The 17,498-nt window shown below is 62.9% G+C and carries 13 protein-coding genes; 9 read left to right on the top strand and 4 right to left on the bottom strand.

Annotation, left to right across the window (positions count from 1 at the left end; all coding sequences use genetic code 11):
- Positions 1 to 160: 160 nt before the first annotated feature.
- From DI624_RS07160 to DI624_RS07140, 5 genes are all read left to right on the top strand, one after another.
- Positions 161 to 802 carry a hypothetical protein gene (locus DI624_RS07160; protein ID WP_291537055.1) on the top strand — a complete coding sequence of 214 codons (642 nt, stop codon included), beginning with the start codon at positions 161 to 163 and terminating at the stop codon, positions 800 to 802.
- A 305-nt stretch (positions 803 to 1,107) separates the two neighbouring features.
- The gene (locus DI624_RS07155; RefSeq protein ID WP_291537053.1) at positions 1,108 to 3,387 is read left to right on the top strand and encodes an ATP-dependent endonuclease; all 2,280 of its coding nucleotides are present in this window, start codon (positions 1,108 to 1,110) and stop codon (positions 3,385 to 3,387) included.
- Entirely contained in the window at positions 3,380 to 5,302 is a 1,923-nt protein-coding gene (locus tag DI624_RS07150) for a UvrD-helicase domain-containing protein (protein ID WP_291537052.1), read from the top strand. The genes DI624_RS07155 and DI624_RS07150 overlap by 8 nt, the downstream gene beginning before the upstream one ends.
- A 443-nt stretch (positions 5,303 to 5,745) precedes the next feature.
- Positions 5,746 to 6,243, top strand: a complete 498-nt coding sequence (locus DI624_RS07145; protein ID WP_183197388.1) for a Panacea domain-containing protein — start codon at positions 5,746 to 5,748, stop codon at positions 6,241 to 6,243.
- A gap of 6 nt (positions 6,244 to 6,249) precedes the next feature.
- Positions 6,250 to 6,978, top strand: coding sequence for a hypothetical protein (locus tag DI624_RS07140; RefSeq protein WP_183197390.1), 729 nt, complete (start codon positions 6,250 to 6,252; stop codon positions 6,976 to 6,978).
- A 51-nt stretch (positions 6,979 to 7,029) separates the two neighbouring features.
- On the opposite strand, the gene DI624_RS07135 is transcribed toward DI624_RS07140, so the two are convergent.
- Positions 7,030 to 8,622, bottom strand: coding sequence for a type IV secretory system conjugative DNA transfer family protein (locus DI624_RS07135; protein WP_291537047.1), 1,593 nt, complete (start codon positions 8,620 to 8,622; stop codon positions 7,030 to 7,032).
- A gap of 13 nt (positions 8,623 to 8,635) precedes the next feature.
- The gene (locus tag DI624_RS07130; protein WP_291537045.1) at positions 8,636 to 8,926 is read right to left on the bottom strand and encodes a mobilization protein; all 291 of its coding nucleotides are present in this window, start codon (positions 8,924 to 8,926) and stop codon (positions 8,636 to 8,638) included.
- Between the two features lie 428 nt (positions 8,927 to 9,354).
- On the opposite strand from DI624_RS07130, the gene traA reads away from it, so the two are divergent.
- Together traA and DI624_RS07120 are read left to right on the top strand one after the other, a co-directional pair.
- Positions 9,355 to 12,345, top strand: coding sequence for a Ti-type conjugative transfer relaxase TraA (traA, locus tag DI624_RS07125; protein WP_291537044.1), 2,991 nt, complete (start codon positions 9,355 to 9,357; stop codon positions 12,343 to 12,345).
- An 18-nt stretch (positions 12,346 to 12,363) separates the two neighbouring features.
- Positions 12,364 to 13,053 (top strand): DUF6118 family protein, encoded by a 690-nt coding sequence (locus DI624_RS07120; RefSeq protein ID WP_291537042.1) that lies wholly within the window; start codon positions 12,364 to 12,366, stop codon positions 13,051 to 13,053.
- 137 nt (positions 13,054 to 13,190) lie between these two features.
- On the opposite strand, the gene DI624_RS07115 is transcribed toward DI624_RS07120, so the two are convergent.
- The gene (locus tag DI624_RS07115) at positions 13,191 to 14,084 is read right to left on the bottom strand and encodes a LysR substrate-binding domain-containing protein (RefSeq protein ID WP_291537041.1); all 894 of its coding nucleotides are present in this window, start codon (positions 14,082 to 14,084) and stop codon (positions 13,191 to 13,193) included.
- Positions 14,085 to 14,138: 54 nt separating this feature from the next.
- On the opposite strand from DI624_RS07115, the gene DI624_RS07110 reads away from it, so the two are divergent.
- Entirely contained in the window at positions 14,139 to 15,287 is a 1,149-nt protein-coding gene (locus DI624_RS07110) for an MFS transporter (protein ID WP_291537040.1), read from the top strand.
- Positions 15,288 to 16,593: 1,306 nt separating this feature from the next.
- On the opposite strand, the gene DI624_RS16105 is transcribed toward DI624_RS07110, so the two are convergent.
- Positions 16,594 to 16,842, bottom strand: a complete 249-nt coding sequence (locus DI624_RS16105; protein ID WP_348983624.1) for a helix-turn-helix domain-containing protein — start codon at positions 16,840 to 16,842, stop codon at positions 16,594 to 16,596.
- A gap of 101 nt (positions 16,843 to 16,943) precedes the next feature.
- On the opposite strand from DI624_RS16105, the gene DI624_RS07105 reads away from it, so the two are divergent.
- Positions 16,944 to 17,489: a helicase gene (locus tag DI624_RS07105; protein WP_291537038.1), complete on the top strand. Its 546-nt coding sequence runs from the start codon at positions 16,944 to 16,946 to the stop codon at positions 17,487 to 17,489.
- Positions 17,490 to 17,498 lie beyond the last annotated feature (9 nt).

The following is a 17,498-nucleotide window of genomic DNA, read 5'->3' as shown; positions in this document are numbered from 1 at the left end:
ATGATCTGCTCTTCCGTGAATCTCGCTCGTTTCATTCCGTCCGTCCTTTCAAGGGGCGGACTCTAGCTCCGCGTGGAGGAAATTCTCAGGGGCACGTCAACCCGGTTCAAGCGCGAGCTCATGGACGCGCTTCAAGCGGCCTATCGTCAACCGATAACCGGTGAAGTCGAACTATTTGACGAAGCGCCCGACTCTGTCCGGTTCACGATGTTGCTGCAGGACGAGGACTGGAAAACGAGTCTGGCTGGCGCTCTCGCGCCGTGAGCTGGCCAACCGCCGCGAGAAGTCAATCGCCGCAGCCGTGGCCGGCAGCATGAAGCCGATTGACCTGATCACATCGCGCCGGGTGCATCTGGCCCGGTTTTCTAATCGAAGTGGGGCCGAGGGAGAGCGCACCGCCGCCTTGATTCAGTCTGACTGGACCGAGCGCCCGCGTGGGGCCGCGCTCGCAGGGCTTCTCGCGGCGCTCAAGCGCGACGGCGTCATCCTCAAAGCCTCGAGTTTCGACGCGCTCGCGACCCCCTCTCCCTTGGACTACATTGATCAGGAGCGGCTGCGATCGCAGCTGGCCCTCACCACCTTCATTGAAATCAAGACGGCGAACCAGCCACGGGTCAAACCCGGTTTCGCGGGGTTCTTTTTTGCACTTACTGAGGCGGAGATCCAAGCCGCTAATCAGCTGGGAGAACGCCACCGGGTGGCGCTGTTCAACAAGCTGACCGGAGAGCTCTTGCTGACTTCCGTACCAGAGATCCTGTCGCGAAGCCGGTCGACGAACTGGCAGGTCTCGGTTCAGCTTTAGGCTGGAGACCGGTGGGGCTCCCCCAGTCGGCCTTCCCCGCTCACATTCGTTTCCGTGTGGAAAGATGGTAAACCAAGTCGATCGCCTGGCTGTTGAGACGCAGGGGGTCGCCTGTCTCCAGCGGTGGGCCTACCGGCTGAAGGACGACAAGCGGGAGGCTAGCTTCCAGATGGCCGGCGACGCCATCCATTTCTCGTCGCATCGCGCGAAGCGCCAACGGTCGTTGCGCTTCTGCTGACCGTACTAGCTCTTGCTCGACTTCGACCTCTGGTTGAGATAGCCGTAATAGACGCGCGAGGGGCCATATGTATCTACACTCTTACCGTCTCAAGAACTACCGACGGCTACGCGACGTCCGCGTTGAGCTCGCACCGGATATCTCGATTTTCGTTGGAGCAAACAACAGCGGGAAGACATCCGCCACGCAAGCCATCATCATGTTCTTGTCAGGTGCGAAGGACCGTTTTTCACTTTTTGACTTCAGCTCCAACACGTGGAGAGAGCTGAATGTTCTGGAGGAAGGTGACACTGCTGAAGACACAAACGCCGTCATCCCGGCGATCAGCTTGGACCTTTGGTTTGAGGTAACCGAATCTGATCTGTATCTGGCCATCCCAATCCTCCCGAGCACCGCGTGGGCGGGCAACATGGTCGGGGTCCGCGTCGAACTCGCCGCCAAAAATGGCGGCGAACTCCTCCAACGCTATCGCCAGCAGAAGCAGACAGCACTCGCACATGCAGCCGCGCTACCGGAAAGCAGCGGTAACTATGTGCCGTGGCCCAAGTCGCTCACGGACTACTTGGAGAAGGAGCTCCATAGCGAGTTCGAGCTCCGTTATTCGGTCCTTGACCGTGCACAGTTCAACGACGAGTTGGTCGCCAACGAAGGCTATGAGCCAGCACTCATCGCCGGTGAATTGAGCGGCGCAGCTGTCCTAAAATCACTTGTCCGCGTCGATTGTCTCAACGCTCAGCGCCACCTCGCGGACCCCTCGTCGCGCACCGAAGGAAGTGCTGGCAGATCGGAAGACCTGTCACGCCGCCTGAGCCGATTTTATCAGCGAAATTTAGAGCAGCGCGAAGAAGACCACTCCGCCCTCGCCGCCCTCTTCGCGTCAGAGGTCGGACTGAACCAGCACCTGATGGATGTCTTCGCGCCGACGCTCGAACGGATAGCGACCCTTGGATATCCGGGCCTGAATAATCCACGTCTGGAGATCAAGTCTGCGCTGAACCCCGCGTCGGTCATGAGCCAGGACGCGCGCATCCATTACATTCTTGGCGATGGTGACGATGCCACGCGACTTCCGGATACTTACAATGGCTTGGGCTTCAAGAACCTCATCTACATGGTTGTGGAGATCCTCGACCTCCAAGCGAAATGGGTGGCGGAGGAAGAGAAACGCCCCCCTCTGCACCTGATTTTTATTGAGGAGCCGGAAGCGCACCTCCATGCCCAGCTGCAGCAAGTCTTTGTGCGAAATGTCCTCAGCCTATTGAGCCTGCCTGGCGAGATCGAGGGCGCGTTCGCCAGCCAAGTAGTCGTCACAACTCACTCCCCGCATGTGCTCTACGAGCGCGGCTTCGCACCAATCCGCTACTTCCGCCGGCACGTGGTCGATCAAGAGCAGACGACCCAGGTGTTGAACCTCTCCGCGTTCCAGCCCGGCGACGCTCCCAAGGACCGCGACTTTCTCCAGCGCTATTTGAAACTGACGCACTGCGATTTGTTTTTCGCCGACGCTGCGATCTTGGTGGAGGGCAACGTCGAACGCCTTCTCATGCCGCTGATGATCGAGAAGGAAGCCACCGGCTTGCGTTCGGCCGCCCTTTCGATCTTGGAGGTTGGCGGTGCATTCGGTCATCGGTTCAAGGAGCTCATTGAGTTCTTGGGCATCACCACGTTGATCGTAACCGACATCGACAGCGTAACCGCTGCGGCAGACCCGACCGTGACCGAAGAGGATGATTCCGAAGACGAAGAGGAAATCGAATTCGAGGTTCCTGCGGATCAGGCCGCCGATCCGGCGGTCAAGCGGTATGGCAAAGCCTGCCTGCCCAGCACGGCCGGTGCCGAAACGTCAAATCAGACCCTCATTCAGTGGCTGCCGAAGAGGCGCACCATTGCGGAGCTTCTCGCCGCAACGGCGGATGAAAAGACGGCCGATCTAATCGGCTCAGAGCCCTCCAAGGTAATGGTCACCTATCAGACGGCAACCGACGTCACCTGGGGCGGTCAGACGACGTCGTTCTGTGGTCGTACGCTTGAAGAGGCCTTTGGTCTTGAGAACGCCGCGTGGTGCCAAGCGGCTGAACAGAAACCTGTGGGTCTCAAACTTCGGAAGCCAGCCGTTGACCCGATGGCGCTTGCTCTAGGCCTGCACAAGCGTGTGGGCGGAAAGGGCTTCGACAAAACCAAGTTCGCACTCCAGGTCCTCGCTGCAAACAAGGATGCTTGGGTGTCGCCGGGTTACATTCGAGCCGGGCTCCTATGGCTCGCGGAGCAGGTCGATCTGGAGGTCGAGCAGGAGGCGGATGCCATCGTCGAGGCGGCCGAGGCGGTCGACGGAGCTCCGCATGAGTAGCAGTCGCGCGAACAAGCCCGACACTGCGGCAGACCTTGAACTCGCCACATGCCTCTTGGGAGCGGAACTGCGTTGCTTCGTGATGGTCGCTGGCGCGGGTTCCGGCAAAACGACCTCGTTGGTGAAGGCGCTTGCGACCACAGTCGCCACCCACGGCAAAACGCTAAAACTGCGACGCCAACGCATCGCGTGCATCACCTACACGGAGGTCGCGGCCGGGGAAATTTGGGCCGATGTTGGGAATAATCCGCTGGTTCACGTCTCGACGATCCATAGCTTCCTCTGGTCGATCACGCGCTCATTTCAGCGGGACATTAAAGCCTGGGTTCTGCGCCGCATCGGTGAAAGGATCGACGACCTGACTGCGACGGCGGCCGGCTACGGCCCGCGCGTTCAGCAGCGCACCCGCGACAAAAACCAGCGTGACATCGCGCGGTACGAGGCGGCGACTGCCGAGGTGCAAAGCGTGAAAAACTTCACCTACGGCACTGGCAGTGACTACCCAAAAGGCATTCTCGGGCACGACGACATCATTCGTATGGCGACGGACCTTATGCGCGAGCGCCCACTTTTTCGGACGTTGGTAGCGCAGCAGTTTCCGTTCGTTTTCGTCGATGAAAGTCAGGACACTCAAGAGGCTGTTGTAGAAGCCTTGAAGGCTGTCGCAGCCCAAGCTGGCAACCGCTTCTGCCTTGGCTTCTTCGGTGACCCGATGCAGCAGATCTATCCCACCGGAATCGGGCCGATCACGCTGGAGAACGGCTGGCTACTGATTGAGAAGGAGGAGAATTTCCGTTGCCCGCGCACCGTGCTTAACGTTGCGAACGCCATTCGACGTGATGGTGATGACCTGGTCCAGATTGGAGGGCGGAGTGCGGAAGTCGACGGCGTCCGTGCGGTCGTTGAAGGTTCGGCTCGCATCTTTGTTCTTCCGGCCGATGGGCGGCGAAACGAACGTCTTGCAGCGGTGCGAGGCTTCGTAGCGCGCGAGGACCAGAACCCAGCCTGGGCAGACGGACCCGATGCTGACTTCAAAATGCTCGTGATCGTCCATCGCATGGCAGCCGATCGCCTAGGCTTCGGCGCGCTGTACGCCGCGATGAATGATAAAGCGCCAAGCGCGTTCAAAGACGGATTTCTCGACGCTTCAGCTTGGCCGATCCGACCATTCGAGAGCTTCGTCCTTCCACTTACTGAGGCGTTGGAAGCCGGCGACGAGTTCGCGGCGATGTCGCTGCTGCGGAAGCAGTGTCCATTGCTTGAGAAAGACAGTCTTCCGAAGGCCGGCGTGGCTGCGCTTCTGGCCAAGCTCCGAACAGCGAGCGCGCATTTACAAGCACAAATGCAGGCCGGATCTGGGGCGTCTGTTGGTGACGTCTTCACCCATCTACGGGACGCACGGCTTCTCACACTCGATCCACGCCTCTTGGCATTTCTGGATGATCGCGCCCCAGCGCAGCCACAGGCTGCTGAGGGCGACGAGGATGAGGAAGATGGCGGTCGCGAGATCGCAGCGATGGACGCTCTCCTCCGATGTGCTGCCTCTGAGTTTCGAGGCTATCGCGGGTACATTCAGCAGCTCTCGCCCTTCTCAACGCAGCAAGGCATCAAAGGTGCGGAGTTCGAACGAGTGCTAGTCGTGCTCGATGACGATGAGGGTACGCACGTTCAGTTCTCGTACGACAAGTACTTCGGCGTGAAGGCTCCCTCGGCCCGCGATCTGGAAAACATGCGTGAAGGCAAGCCAACATCCGTCGATCGCACTCGACGACTTTTCTACGTGTGCTGCACACGGGCTCTGACCGACCTCATCGTCGTGTATTTCGCGCCCTCGACGGCGGACGCGGAACGTCAGGTCAGAGCTTCCGGCATCTTCCCAGATGCGGCCGTTTACGACGGAGCAGCCTTGGCTTAGCGCTAACGCGGTTAGGACGCTTTGAACAGGATCTCCCTTCACAGCGCAGTCCGCTCACGGCTTCAGTTTGGCGAGCGTTATGACAACGGTCCGGACGCGATCAACCCAGCTCGCTTCCGTCGCCTTCGGCTGGCGTGCAGCTCCACTCCATGGCGTTTCCACAGCGGCAAATGTCCGCTTCCAGTACACTGTTCAACGACCGCTCCTGGCGCGTTATAGGCCTTAGGCGTAGAGCGGCGGTCGGTAATCGCCGCTTTGGCGACGAGCACGTTAGGTGCGCTTGGCTCTAGGAGCCGCCTCTGGTGGCTGGAACCAAGCCTATGCGTCCAAGGCTTCCACAATCTGATCAACACTCACGATCGCCAGTCGTTGGAACATATGGCGAACTCGGCTATGGTCTGGATACGGATTCGTGTTGGCCATTTCGGCCGAAGGACAATCGGTTGGCCAGAGACGTCAGGGAGATCGCAAACGCCGTCCTCGACGTGGCTGAGGCGAACGGCTTGGTCCTTTCCAACCTGCCCCTGAACAAGATCATCTACTTCGCGCATGCTTGGTATCTGGCCCAGTACAATGAGGCGTTGGTGGACTCCGCGTTCGAGGCTTGGCAGCACGGTCCAGTCCATCCGCAGGTTTACCGCCAGCTTCGGACCTACGGCGACAAGCCGATCAAAGGGCGTCTGACCCGCATTGACCTGACGACTGGACAGGACGTGCCGGTGGAGGTCGGGCTGAGCGATCAGGAGCGCCAGCACGTAGAACAGATGACAAAGTTCTACGGGACCAAATCTGCGTTCTGGCTTGTCCAGAAGACCCACGAACCGGGAGCGCCGTGGGACCAGGTGTGGACGGCGGCAGAGGGTCGCCCGATGCCCGGAATGGTCATCCCGGACTCGATGACCGAATCATATTACCGCGATATCTTAAGGAGGCGTGTGTAACCGCTGATGGCCGATCTGCGCAGAACCCCATCCGTCCAACACGCCGTGGCGCTGATCAGGCCCACGATCGAGGCAACCGTCTTTGAGATGGAGAAGCTCGATCTCGCGCAGATACCGTTCTCGCTCGATCCCGGCCGCAGACTGTTCAAGCCACTGATGGAAGGTCAGTCCCTTGAATGGGCCCTGGGCCAAGTCGCGGCTGACAAGCACCAGAAGAACATCGCGCCGAACAAGGGGCTGGTGACGGCGTTCGCGCCCTATGCCGCCGAGAAGAAGGTGCCGTGGTTCCGCGAATGCGAACGCTACCTATTCCCCATCGGCAGCGGCGTATCTATCCCGGTGCGGCCGTCGGGGTTCTGGGTTGAAGACGGTCGTCTGCGGGTGCTCTGGGCGCAGTGCTGGAAGGGCCGGACGCTCGACCCAACCCAGCGCGCCATCTTTAATACGATCCTGCGTCAGACCTTCTTCGTCGGCGATTTCAAAGACGCGGCGATGGAGTGGGTTGACTTGCGGGAACAGACTCCGCGTGCCGGGCGCGAGGTTCAGGTCATCAACGGTGGTGATCTGGGAACCGTGTCGGCGGCGGAACTGGAGGACGCCCTGCGCATCCTGCTCGCGGCCTTCGAGATTCACAGCGAGCGGAAGGCCGAGCGCAAGGCGACGGAGAAGGCCAAGCGCAAGCCCAAGGATCGAGGTCCCGATCTGTTCGACCCGTCTGGCGGCATCACCGAGTAAGTATGATTGAGGTGCTGAAGCAGGCACCGAAACATGCGAGTACCGACACGGTTACTTGATAGTGCCGACGAACTCCGGATCAGAAAAATACCGCACCTTCAGTGCGGCGACTGGCGCTTGCCCTTGGCGCAATAGAATCTCGAGACTGGAGTCGAGCCGCATCACCTCATCCGGCGTCAGCAGTTCGCGCTTCACTAGATGATCTGTCGTGGAGGTATTGGTGGACGTTTGCGAGAACATCATCGGCCCCGGCGATTGCGACTCTCCGCTGCTCGCCGTTCGGTAGGCGACGGTCCCCGAGCCCATCGACCGGGAGACCCAGCTCGCTGTCTCGACATCACCGACGTTAAAGATCTGGATCAGCCCGGCGTTCGACAGAAACGTCCCCGCCCGCTCGCCGTAGACGCTCCGGAGCTGATGCAGGTCCTGGAGGATGGGCCAGAGTTGCAGGCCATAGCCCGCCATCAGACCGAAGGCCTGCTCCAGCGGCTCCAACCGACCCAGGGCCGCGAACTCGTCGAGCAGCAGCAGGACCGGCCGCTCGGGCCGCGCCGGGGATTGGGCCAGCGCTCCGATGGCTTGGGCGACGAGCAGACGCAGCCAGCGAGCATGGGTGCTCAACCGCTCCGGCGGCAGGACCAGGAACACCGTGCCGACCCCGGCCTTTAGATCCTCGAAGCGGAAATCCGAGTGCCCGAGCACCGCCGCCATCCGCTGGCTGTCGAGGAAGTGGGTATGGCGCTGGGCCGACGACAGCACGCCCGCCGCCTCCCGACCGCTCTTGCTCAGATGACGATTGGCGGCCCGCGCGACGAGGCCGCCGGCACACCTGGATTTCTGCATGACAGCCAGCATCTCGTCGAAGGCCTCGGGGGCACTGGTGAGCCTCTCGCGCACGGTGACGAGGTTGCGGGTGCCCGGATGTTCTGAACAGGCGACATGGAGGATGATGCCGCTGATCAGCGCCTTGGCCTCCTCATTCCAGTGCGCCTCACCAGTCTGGCCCGGCGGATCGTAAACGAGGGCATCGGCCAACAGCGCCGCGTCCTCGGCCAGCTCCAGACCGTCCGGATCGAGACCATCCAACGGATTGAAGGCGGCGGACGGCACGCCCGATGCGCCGAACGGGTCCAGCACCTCAACCGGCCCGAAGCCGAGCCGCGCCCGTTCCGTGATCCGCGCATTCTCACCCTTGGGGTCGATGCAGAGGATCGAGCGGTTTGCGGTCAGCAGATTGGGAATGATGGCGCCGACGCCCTTGCCAGAGCGGGTAGGCGCGATAGTGATCAGATGCTGTTCGCCATCGTAGCGCAGAAGCGATCCGCCCCGCCGGTTCTCGCGACCGACGATCAACCCGTCCGTCCCACCGAGTGACGCCCAAACCTCCCGCGCGCTCGCCCACCGGGCCGAACCATGTACGTCGCCGGTGTCCTCAAACCCCGCGCCCGCCGCTCGCCGTTTGAGCCAGGCGATGAGGGCTCCCGCCGATCCGGCCGCGAGCAACAGCCAGTTCTGCTCGGTCTCATTGCTGTGCCGGATCAGGATGAACGGGATGATGAAGACCAGGCCGATGATGGTGCCCATCAGGTAGCCGCCGATTAGGGTGACGATCAGCCCGACGAGTCCGAAGAGCCGGCGCAGCACTCCAGCGCCCCGATCAGGTCTTGTCTGGCAACGGCGCCGCGCCGCTCTCGCCGATCAGATCGGGGAACAGGGCCGCGTCGTCGTCACGGGTGATGAAGCCGGGCAGTTCGCGCCGGAGCCAATCGGGAAGTTGGTCCTTGGAGAAGGCGTCCTGACCCTTCTCCAGCCGATGCAGGACCAGGGCGCCGAGCAGGATCTTGCGGCGCGTATCCCTGGCCCGTTCCTGCTTGCCGAGCTTGGTCTGTAGCGATTTGCGCTGGGCCTCCAGTTGAGCCAGCCGCTCGGCGATTGACCGCCTCGCCATCGTCTCCTCCGTGTCGCCGCTCCTTTTCCAGAACCCAAGGTAGCACAAGAGCGCCGAGCCGTCATCGGTCAACAGCGACGCACCCCGGCGATGCAATCAGCAACGGCCGAGCAATACCCCGGTGTTCACTGCGCCATTGCGACGGACCGCCAGCCCCACCATGCTCGCCCACAGCAGGCAATCCGATTCGCACGGCGACTGATGCTGCGTTGCTGAACGGCATCTCTGGATGCTCGCTCCGCTTGCTCACAAGCGCACCCCACCGAGCGTATCGAGCGAAGTGAAGATTAGCGAAGGGCGCACTTACGAGTTGCTGCGCAACTCAGGGCTTGGTATTTTGAGATCGACGGACCCAGGTTGCAGCCTGGCCTTGCGTGATCTCGGCCCGCCAGACTGGCTGCCCTAACGGCGGCTCCCTGGAGGTCGTCATGGCGATCTATCATCTGGCGATGAAGCCGATCAGCCGCAGCAGTGGACGCAGCGCTGTCGCGGCCGCCGCCTATCGATCGTCCGAGCGGCTGATCAACGAACGCGACGGCCAGACCCACGACTTCACCGCCCGTCGCGGCGTCGAGCACACCGAGATCGTCCTGCCCGAAGGCGTGGACGCGGAATGGGCGCAGGACCGTTCGACCCTGTGGAATGCGGCGGAGTTCGCGGAAGGCCGCAAGGATGCCCGTGTAGCCCGAGAGATCGAGGTGGCGCTCCCGCACGAGCTGACGCCCGAGCAGCGGCTGGCGCTGACGCGGGAGTTCGCTCAAGGGCTGGCCGATCGCTACGGGGTGGCGGTCGATTTCGCGATCCACAGTCCGCACGGCGACACCGACGTGCGCAACCACCACGCCCATATCCTGCTGACCACGCGCAAGGTCGAACGCGAGGGCCTCGGCGAGAAGTCCGAGATCGAGTTGGAGAACAAGCGACTGATCGCGCTCGGCCTGCCGACCTCGCACGATCAGCTCCGCGATATCCGGCTGGATTGGGAAGACCGGACCAATCGTCATCTGGCCCTGGCGGGTCACGACCTGCGCATCGATCATCGCTCGCATCAGGCCTGTGGTCTGGAAATCGAGCCGACCCAGCATATGGGCGTGCACGCCACCCAGATGGACCGGCGCGGCAAGTCCGTGGTCCGCTCGCGTCAGGACGCCGAACAGGCGCAGCGCAACGCCCGACTGATCCGCGAGAAGCCCGAACAGGCGCTGACGCTGGTGACCAACGAGAAGAGCGTGTTCGACCGCACCGATGTGGCGAAGGTGATCCACCGCTACGTCGATGATCCCGACCAGTTCCAGCGGGCCTTCGCCACGGCGATGGCGTCGCCCGCGCTTGTCGAACTGCGCCCCGAGCAGAGGGACGAATTTGGCCGCACCCTGGAGCCGGCGCGCTATTCCACCACGGAGATGATCGCCGTCGAGAAGGCGATGGCTGACAGCGCCGACCGGATGGCGGAGAGCCGGACGTTCGGAGTCAGTCCCAGCCACACCGAGCGCGCCCTCGCCGAGCGGCCGTTCCTGTCGGGGGAACAGAGCCAGGCGGTCCGCCACCTCACCGGACCGGAACGGATCGGGGCCGTGGTCGGCATGGCGGGCGCCGGCAAGAGCACCATGCTCGGGGCCGCGCGTCAGGTGTGGGAGGCCGAGGGCTACCGGGTCATGGGCGCGGCCCTGGCCGGCAAGGCGGCGGAGGGTCTGGAGGAGTCCTCTGGGATCGCCTCACGGACGCTGGCGAGCTGGGAAAGGAGTTGGGAGCGGGGTCGAGACACCCTCGGCCCGCGCAGCGTGCTGGTGATCGACGAGGCCGGGATGGTCGGCAGCCGCCAGCTCTCGCGTGTGTTGAAAGAGGCCGACCGATCCGGGGCTAAGGTGGTGCTGGTGGGCGACCCCGAACAGCTCCAGCCGATCGGACCGGGCGCGGCCTTCCGCGCTGTGGCCGAACGCGTCGGGTTCGTCGAGCTTGGCGAGATCCGCCGCCAGCGCGAAGACTGGCAGCGCGACGCCTCGGTGGATTTCGCCCGTCATCGCACCCATGAGGGTCTGACGGCCTATGCTGAACGCGGCGCGGTCCGGTTCGAGGCCGACACGGGCGCGGCCCGTCAGGCCATCGTCGCCGACGTGATCGCCGACATGGACGCGCGACCGGACGGCTCGCGACTGGTGCTGGCGCACCGCCGCGTGGACGTGGCTGAGCTGAACGACGCGATCCGCACCGCACGGCAGGACCGGGGCGAGCTACGCGGCGAGCAGGTCTACCGGACGACCGAGGGCGAGCGGGCCTTCGCCGCCGGGGACCGTCTGCTTTTCCGCGAGAACAGCCGCGACCTTGGCGTGAAGAACGGCATGCTGGGGACGGTAGAACGCGCCGAGCCCGGTCGGTTGAGCGTCCTTCTGGATAGCGCCAAGGGACCCGGCCAGGGCCGCACCGTGTCGGTGTCGATGGCGGACTACGCCGCCGTAGACCACGGCTACGCCACGACCATCCACAAGGCGCAAGGCGCGACGGTGGACCGGGTCCATATGCTGGCGTCCGGGACGATGGACCGGCACCTGACCTATGTGGCCATGACCCGGCATCGGGAGACGGCGACCCTCTATGCCGACCGGAGTGAGTTCAAGGATCTGGACGCTTTGTCGGCGCGGCTTTCGCGGACGGGACTCAAGGAAACCACGCTGGACTATGCCGCACGGCGCGGCCTCGAAGCGCCGACCCGCGCCACGGGTCACGACGCCGAATCTCGCAAACGGGGCCTGTTCGACGGGTTTACCCTGCACAAGCGCGCGGCGCCGCCACAGTTCAGCCGCGTGGAAGGCCTGTCGTCGTGGGGGCCGGGGCGCACGGCTCCCGTTCCCGCGCAGACGTTGGAGGTTTCGGTGGAGCGCTATGCGCGGGCGATGGACGATACCGAGCGGATGCGCGCCCAGAAGCTGCCCGTGCTTGAATATCAGAAGCGCGAATTGCGCGAGGCCGGGGCGGTGCTGGATCAGACGAGGCCGGGGGCGACGCGCGACCTGCACAACGCCTTGCGTCATGAGCCCTCAACCTGGCGCGCCATGCGGGATCTTCGCGGGTCTGAACGCGGTGCCGAGCTGGCCGGCGCCATCCGCCGCGAAGCGTGGGTGCGGCATGATCCGATGTTGAAGGCCGACCGGTTGGTGAAGGATTGGAAGCGGCTGGAAACGCAGCATGACCGGCTGGACGGTTGGCGACACAGAGGCGAACGCCAACGCGTGGAGGCGCGCATGAAGGCGATGGCGGGCACGCTGAAGCGCGATCCGCAGCTGGCATCGCTGGTGCGGTCGCGGGCGCAGGACTTGGGAATGGGCCAGAGTTCGACCCTCGGTCGGGTGATCTCGGCGCGTAGCGTGCAGCAGGCGACCCAGCAGATCAGGCGGGACTTGCATCGGGGCCTGTCGTTGTAACTAAGTCAGGAGGCGAGGATGGCGGAGGATCAGGCGGGCGACCCGGCCCAGGCGTTCGAGGACCTGCGGGCCGAGGTCTCGGTGCTGCGCCGCGCGATCGAGGGCCTTCCAGCGGCGATCCGGGAGAACCGGCCGCCTGACTACAGTCAGGATCTCGCGATACTTGGCAAGGGTCTCGACGAGATCGGTCAGTCGTTGGAGACGGTGCTGGCCTCGCCTGCGCTTAACCTCACGCCCGAGCAGCAGGGCCAAGGTATCGCGAGGGCGGGTTCGGCGCTGGTGCGGGAGGCGGCGCAGAGGCTGGACCGCGCCGCGCAGGAGGCGGAGCGCGAGCGGTCGCGGCTCTCCGGCCTCATCGGTCAGGCCTGGGCGAAGGATAGGCAGGTCCGGTTGCTGGGCTGGATCGGGGGCGTGGCGTTCGCGGTCGGGGTGTTGCTTTCGCCGATCCTCGCCGGCGTCTTGCCGTTCGGGCTGAACACGCGGATGGCGGCTCTGATGATGCGGGAGGATCGCTGGACGGCGGGCGGAGCGTTAATGCGGGCGGCGAATCCGATGGGCTGGGGTCGGATCGTCGCGGACGCCCGGCTTGCCGACGAGAACCGGGACGCCCTTGAGGCTTGCCGGGCGGCGGCGATCGACAGCGGGAAGGTGCAGCGGTGCACGGTGACGGTGGCGCCGCCGAAGGATTCGGTAGCAGACCGAGAGTAGCAGCCTAGTGCTGCCACCCGTAATCTCTTAGGGGCTTGGCAGAAGTCTGCTTCGGGCATTGATGATCATGACTGACATCGACCCAAAGCAGATATCCAACCTGGACCCCAACGATCTCTTCTAGCGCAGTGCAGCCTCTAGCGTGATGCCGCGCCACCCAGCTGATCTGTTGTCGTTTTAGCCTCACGGCGGAGCCAATCGATGACCCTTCGCATAGCGGGGCTGGATCGATCGTGCGCTACACAGGCGACAAGGTGGCCGCCGTCGCCGACAAACCCATAAGGAGCTCGAAGACGGTCGGCGAGGATCGCCTCCGCGACGAGCGTCCAGGGCAGAACCGCGACGCCGAGGCCGGAGACCGCGGCATCAAGCACGTGGTGGAGATGTGCCAGCGTCCGGGTCCGTGCGCCGAACTCTATCGGTCTTCCGGCCTCCGACCAGGCGAGCCAACCGCGTGTATGGCTTGCGGCTGCAAGCATCGGGAGATTGCCCTTGGTGTCTTCGACCTCAGGTGAGAGGACAACGCCGACATAGTTCTGGGCGAGTAGTTCGACTCCGGGCGCAGAGAGTCGGTCTCCGTCGAGAAAGCGAACCACGAGATCGGCACTGCGAGCGCGCACGGCGTCCACCGGGAGGTCGGTGAGTTCGATCGTGATGCCAGGATGAAGACGCTCGAAGGTTGGCAAGCGGGGTATCAGCCATTTAACGGCCAAGCTGTTGTGGATGGCGATCCTGACCACATTCGAGACCTGCACCGACCTCACCGCATCGCCGAGCGTATCGAACCCTTGGGATAGGCCAGCGAGAAGGGCGGAGCCGGCCTCCGTCAACGTGAGCTTCGACTTCGGGCCTTCGAACAGGGTGACGCCTAGGACGGCTTCGAGCACCTTCACCTGGCGACTGACTGCGCTGTGGGTGACGTGAAGTTCTGCCGCCGCGCGCGTCGCGCTTCCGAGCCGGCCCATTGCCTCAAACGCTCTAAGACCATTCAGCGACGGAAGCGGGGTTCTAGCTGTGGGTTTTTCGAACATTGGACCGTCGATAAGTCGCTTTCTCGCTGATCGCAACGAGCGCACCCACATCGGATGCGCGAGCGTCTCCTCATACCCGTGCTGGGCCTAGGCCAGATTGTGGCCTTTGCTTCCAGCTACTATCTCCTCGGTGTGCTGGCGGATCCCGTGGCAGCTGATTTTCGCATGCGGCCCGCTACCGTATTTTCCGCCCTGTCGGCGGCGTTCCTGCTCTCGGCCCTGATAACGCCGGCGGCGGGCAGGGCCATTGAGCGATTCGGCGGACAACTTGTCCAAGCGTTTGCTCACGCGGCTTTTGCGACGGCTCTCGTCATCATGGCTACGGCGATCAACTCGGAGATGCTTTGGGCAGGCATCACCTTGCTGGGCGTGGGTATGGGCACGGGTCTATACGGGACTGCCTTCGCCATCGTCGTGGAGCGACGGGGGGCGGACGCCCGGCGAGGGATCACTGCGGTGTCCCTGATCGGGGCGTTGGGCGGTGGTCTGGGTTGGCCGATCACGAAGGCAATGAGTGAGGCGGGTGATTGGCGGTCGGCCTGCCTTGCCTGGGCTTTCACCCATCTTCTGATTTGTCTGCCGATGACGCTTCTGGCGCTGTCGCCCAGGCAATCCGACGCCAAAAACGTAACCCCTGAGGGGCGGATATCTTGGGATCGACCGATGGTGCAGCTTGCGGCGCTTTTCGCAGGGGCTTGGTTCGTATCGACGGCGATGGGCGCGCACCTTCCTCGCATTCTCGGTGCCTTGGGGATGAAGGCGTCGGATGCGGCCTGGGCGGCCGGGATGATGGCGGGATGTGCGATTTCAGCCCGATTGATAGATTTGATTTGGCTCCACAGAGCTCATCCTTTGGCGACGGTACGGCTCGCCTGCCTCTTCCATCCTGTTGGTGCGTCAGCGGCCCTGCTCGGAGGAGTGAAGTTCGCGCCACTGCTCGCGGTCGGCCAAGGCTTCGGCAACGGTCTTCTTTCAGTCGCGTCTGGCGTGCTGCCGTTGAAAGTCTTTGGTCCAGAGCGATATGCCGTAAGGCAGGCCATGCTCCTCACGCCGGCCCGCTACCTTCAGGCCGCTGCGCCGGCTACCTACGCCATCGCCTTGGATCGCTCCACGGCTCTAGCTCTCACCCTCTCGGGCGGCCTTTGCCTGATGATGCTGGTGTTGAGCGTTGGGCTAAATCGAGGCGAGACCACCGCAGACTAGGCCGGCTTTGCAAAGCGAATGTCCAGCACCTGGGAAAAAATGTCCGTTTCTGGGGTTAGGCCCTGACGGGTCAAAACGAGCGTCCGCTAGCCACCCCTAGATGACATCGACCGCGACCGCTTTTCGGTCTGCGGGCCAATGTCCGATCTCCGCAGCGAAGCCCAGGATTGAAACCGACCCATTGCAGACTTTCGCGGATTGGATTTAGGAGGTCTGATGATCATCGCCACGATGCTGCTCGCCCTTAGTCAGGCGGCGCCACCTGCCGCAGTGCGGCCAGAACCTGTCGTTTGTGATTTATCCGAGCGGGATCCAGCAACAGGATCTCGGCTTTGGTGTCCTGCCGAGCTCCAGCGGCGAGTGCCGCGAAGCCTAATGGCCACGATGCCTATTGACGGGATCGGTAAGGGTTGGGCGCTGTTGAAATGCGACCTGGGTGAAGGTGGCGTGACGACGGCGTGCGGTCTTGTTGATGAGTCGGAACCGGGCTCTTCGTTCGGCGCATGGGCAGCACGCGTCCAGCTTAAAGCAACTGCGCGGGCCACCGACGGCAGTTTCCCCCCGGCGGGCGATAGCTACTATGCCTTTGCTCGATGGGAAGTTCGCTAGAGTCCGCTAACCACCCCTAGCTGACGCCGACCCAGCCCGCTTTCCGGCCTAGAGGCCAACGTCTGTCTCCGGTGCTGAAGCCCAGGACTGAATTCGACCCCTTGCGGACATCTGGCGAATGGTCAGAGTGCAAGAATGCCATGGGTGAAGCGAACAGCTTTGACGATCACAACACTCCTCGGGTGCCTTGGCGGCGGAGGATGCTTCGGATGGCCTGCAATCGCCGTGCGCGAGAGCACGTTTTCCGACAGCCCCGCCAGCAGATATCTGTACGCGCTATCCGCTTTGGGCTCGGACTACGGCGAGAGGGACGCTCCGCGCTGGTTTGCCGAGCGATGTGCGGCCTCAGCCAGCAATGACGTCAGGGATTGTGCGAAGAGCCTCGGCTTTAGCTGCCAGGATATACCCGGCGTCGAATGCTACGTTGAGGCGTATGAGACGACCCGCCGTACCGATCGAGGCGCGCCATTGGGGGCTCGGAATTGGATGACGGTGCATTACAAAATCATCGTCTCGCGCTCGCGTTCTCCGCTTGAAACCCAGGTGAGCTATTCGGCCAAAGTCGTGTAATGACGACGGTAATCGCGTGTCTGGGACAACCATCCGTAACGACCGATCTTCGCTCTTACTGAGTGTCCGCTTTCCACCCGTAGACGACATAACGGAGGTCTGCTTCCAGCGGCGTCTAACTAAGTCATCATCCCTCAAGTCCGCGTTTTAGGCGCACTCCCGGCCCCGACTCGCTTGTCCCTTCCAGGAAGGTGACCCCAGCGGTTTCAAGAGCCAGCTGAACAGCTTCGACGTTGGCTGCAGAGCTACGCCCCGGACCGAGCTGGCTCTCCATACGCACGATGGTGGGCAGCGATAGGCCCGACGCCTTCGCCAACGAAGGCTGGCTCCAACCGAGGAGGGCGCGCGCGGCCTTGATTTGTGGGGATGTCAGCACAGCAATGATGATTTTATTATCATGAAAGACTATTTTATATTGACGCGGTACTTGCCTTCGGCGATTATAAAATAATCATAGGTGATTAGAAGGCTTCAGTCATGGGCTCGCGTCGAAAGACGGGCATCGAGGACGCGCGCCTGCCTGCACTTTCCAGGCGCGCGCTCATCGCCGGCACATCGGCCGTTGCGTTTGGGGCGGCCAATCCGGCTGCCGCTTCCGCTGCCCTGCTTCCCGCCGCCGATGCCGCTTCGGACGTAGCGACGCGGCGGTGCAGAAACTGGCTGGCCGTCGATGCCCAGATAGAGCGTCTCCAGACCCGTTGGGCGAAACTGGAAGGCTGGCTGATCCGGGAGCATTCGTGGTGCAGCCTCACGCCGACTGAACAGCAGGCTTTGCCATGGTCCAAAGAGCTTCGCGACATCGACGGCATCTTGACCACGCTATTCGACAAGCGTGAGCGTCTCCTAGAGGCGATCCCTGATTCCAGCGCGGCGACCTTGGAGGCGATCGTTGCGCGGCTGGCAGTCGTTGAGCGTCTGATCTGGCCCGAGGACCATCCGGAGGCCCACGCAATGATCACGAGATCGCGGATGGACCTCATTGCGATTTCCCAAGGGACTTCCATGAACTTTTTGAACGCCTAGCCGGAAGGC

This window comes from Brevundimonas sp. (assembly GCF_003248455.1).
Lineage (GTDB): Bacteria > Pseudomonadota > Alphaproteobacteria > Caulobacterales > Caulobacteraceae > Brevundimonas.
This window is presented reverse-complemented; position numbering and strand designations above follow the sequence as displayed.

Coding starts and splice junctions, on each gene's coding strand:
- DI624_RS07155 (WP_291537053.1), top strand. CDS start 1,108: ATGTATCTACACTCTTACCGTCTCAAGAACTACCGACGGCTACGCGAC.
- DI624_RS07150 (WP_291537052.1), top strand. CDS start 3,380: ATGAGTAGCAGTCGCGCGAACAAGCCCGACACTGCGGCAGACCTTGAA.
- DI624_RS07140 (WP_183197390.1), top strand. CDS start 6,250: ATGGCCGATCTGCGCAGAACCCCATCCGTCCAACACGCCGTGGCGCTG.
- DI624_RS07130 (WP_291537045.1), bottom strand. CDS start 8,926: ATGGCGAGGCGGTCAATCGCCGAGCGGCTGGCTCAACTGGAGGCCCAG.
- traA (WP_291537044.1), top strand. CDS start 9,355: ATGGCGATCTATCATCTGGCGATGAAGCCGATCAGCCGCAGCAGTGGA.
- DI624_RS07120 (WP_291537042.1), top strand. CDS start 12,364: ATGGCGGAGGATCAGGCGGGCGACCCGGCCCAGGCGTTCGAGGACCTG.
- DI624_RS07115 (WP_291537041.1), bottom strand. CDS start 14,084: ATGTTCGAAAAACCCACAGCTAGAACCCCGCTTCCGTCGCTGAATGGT.
- DI624_RS07110 (WP_291537040.1), top strand. CDS start 14,139: ATGCGCGAGCGTCTCCTCATACCCGTGCTGGGCCTAGGCCAGATTGTG.
- DI624_RS07105 (WP_291537038.1), top strand. CDS start 16,944: ATGGGCTCGCGTCGAAAGACGGGCATCGAGGACGCGCGCCTGCCTGCA.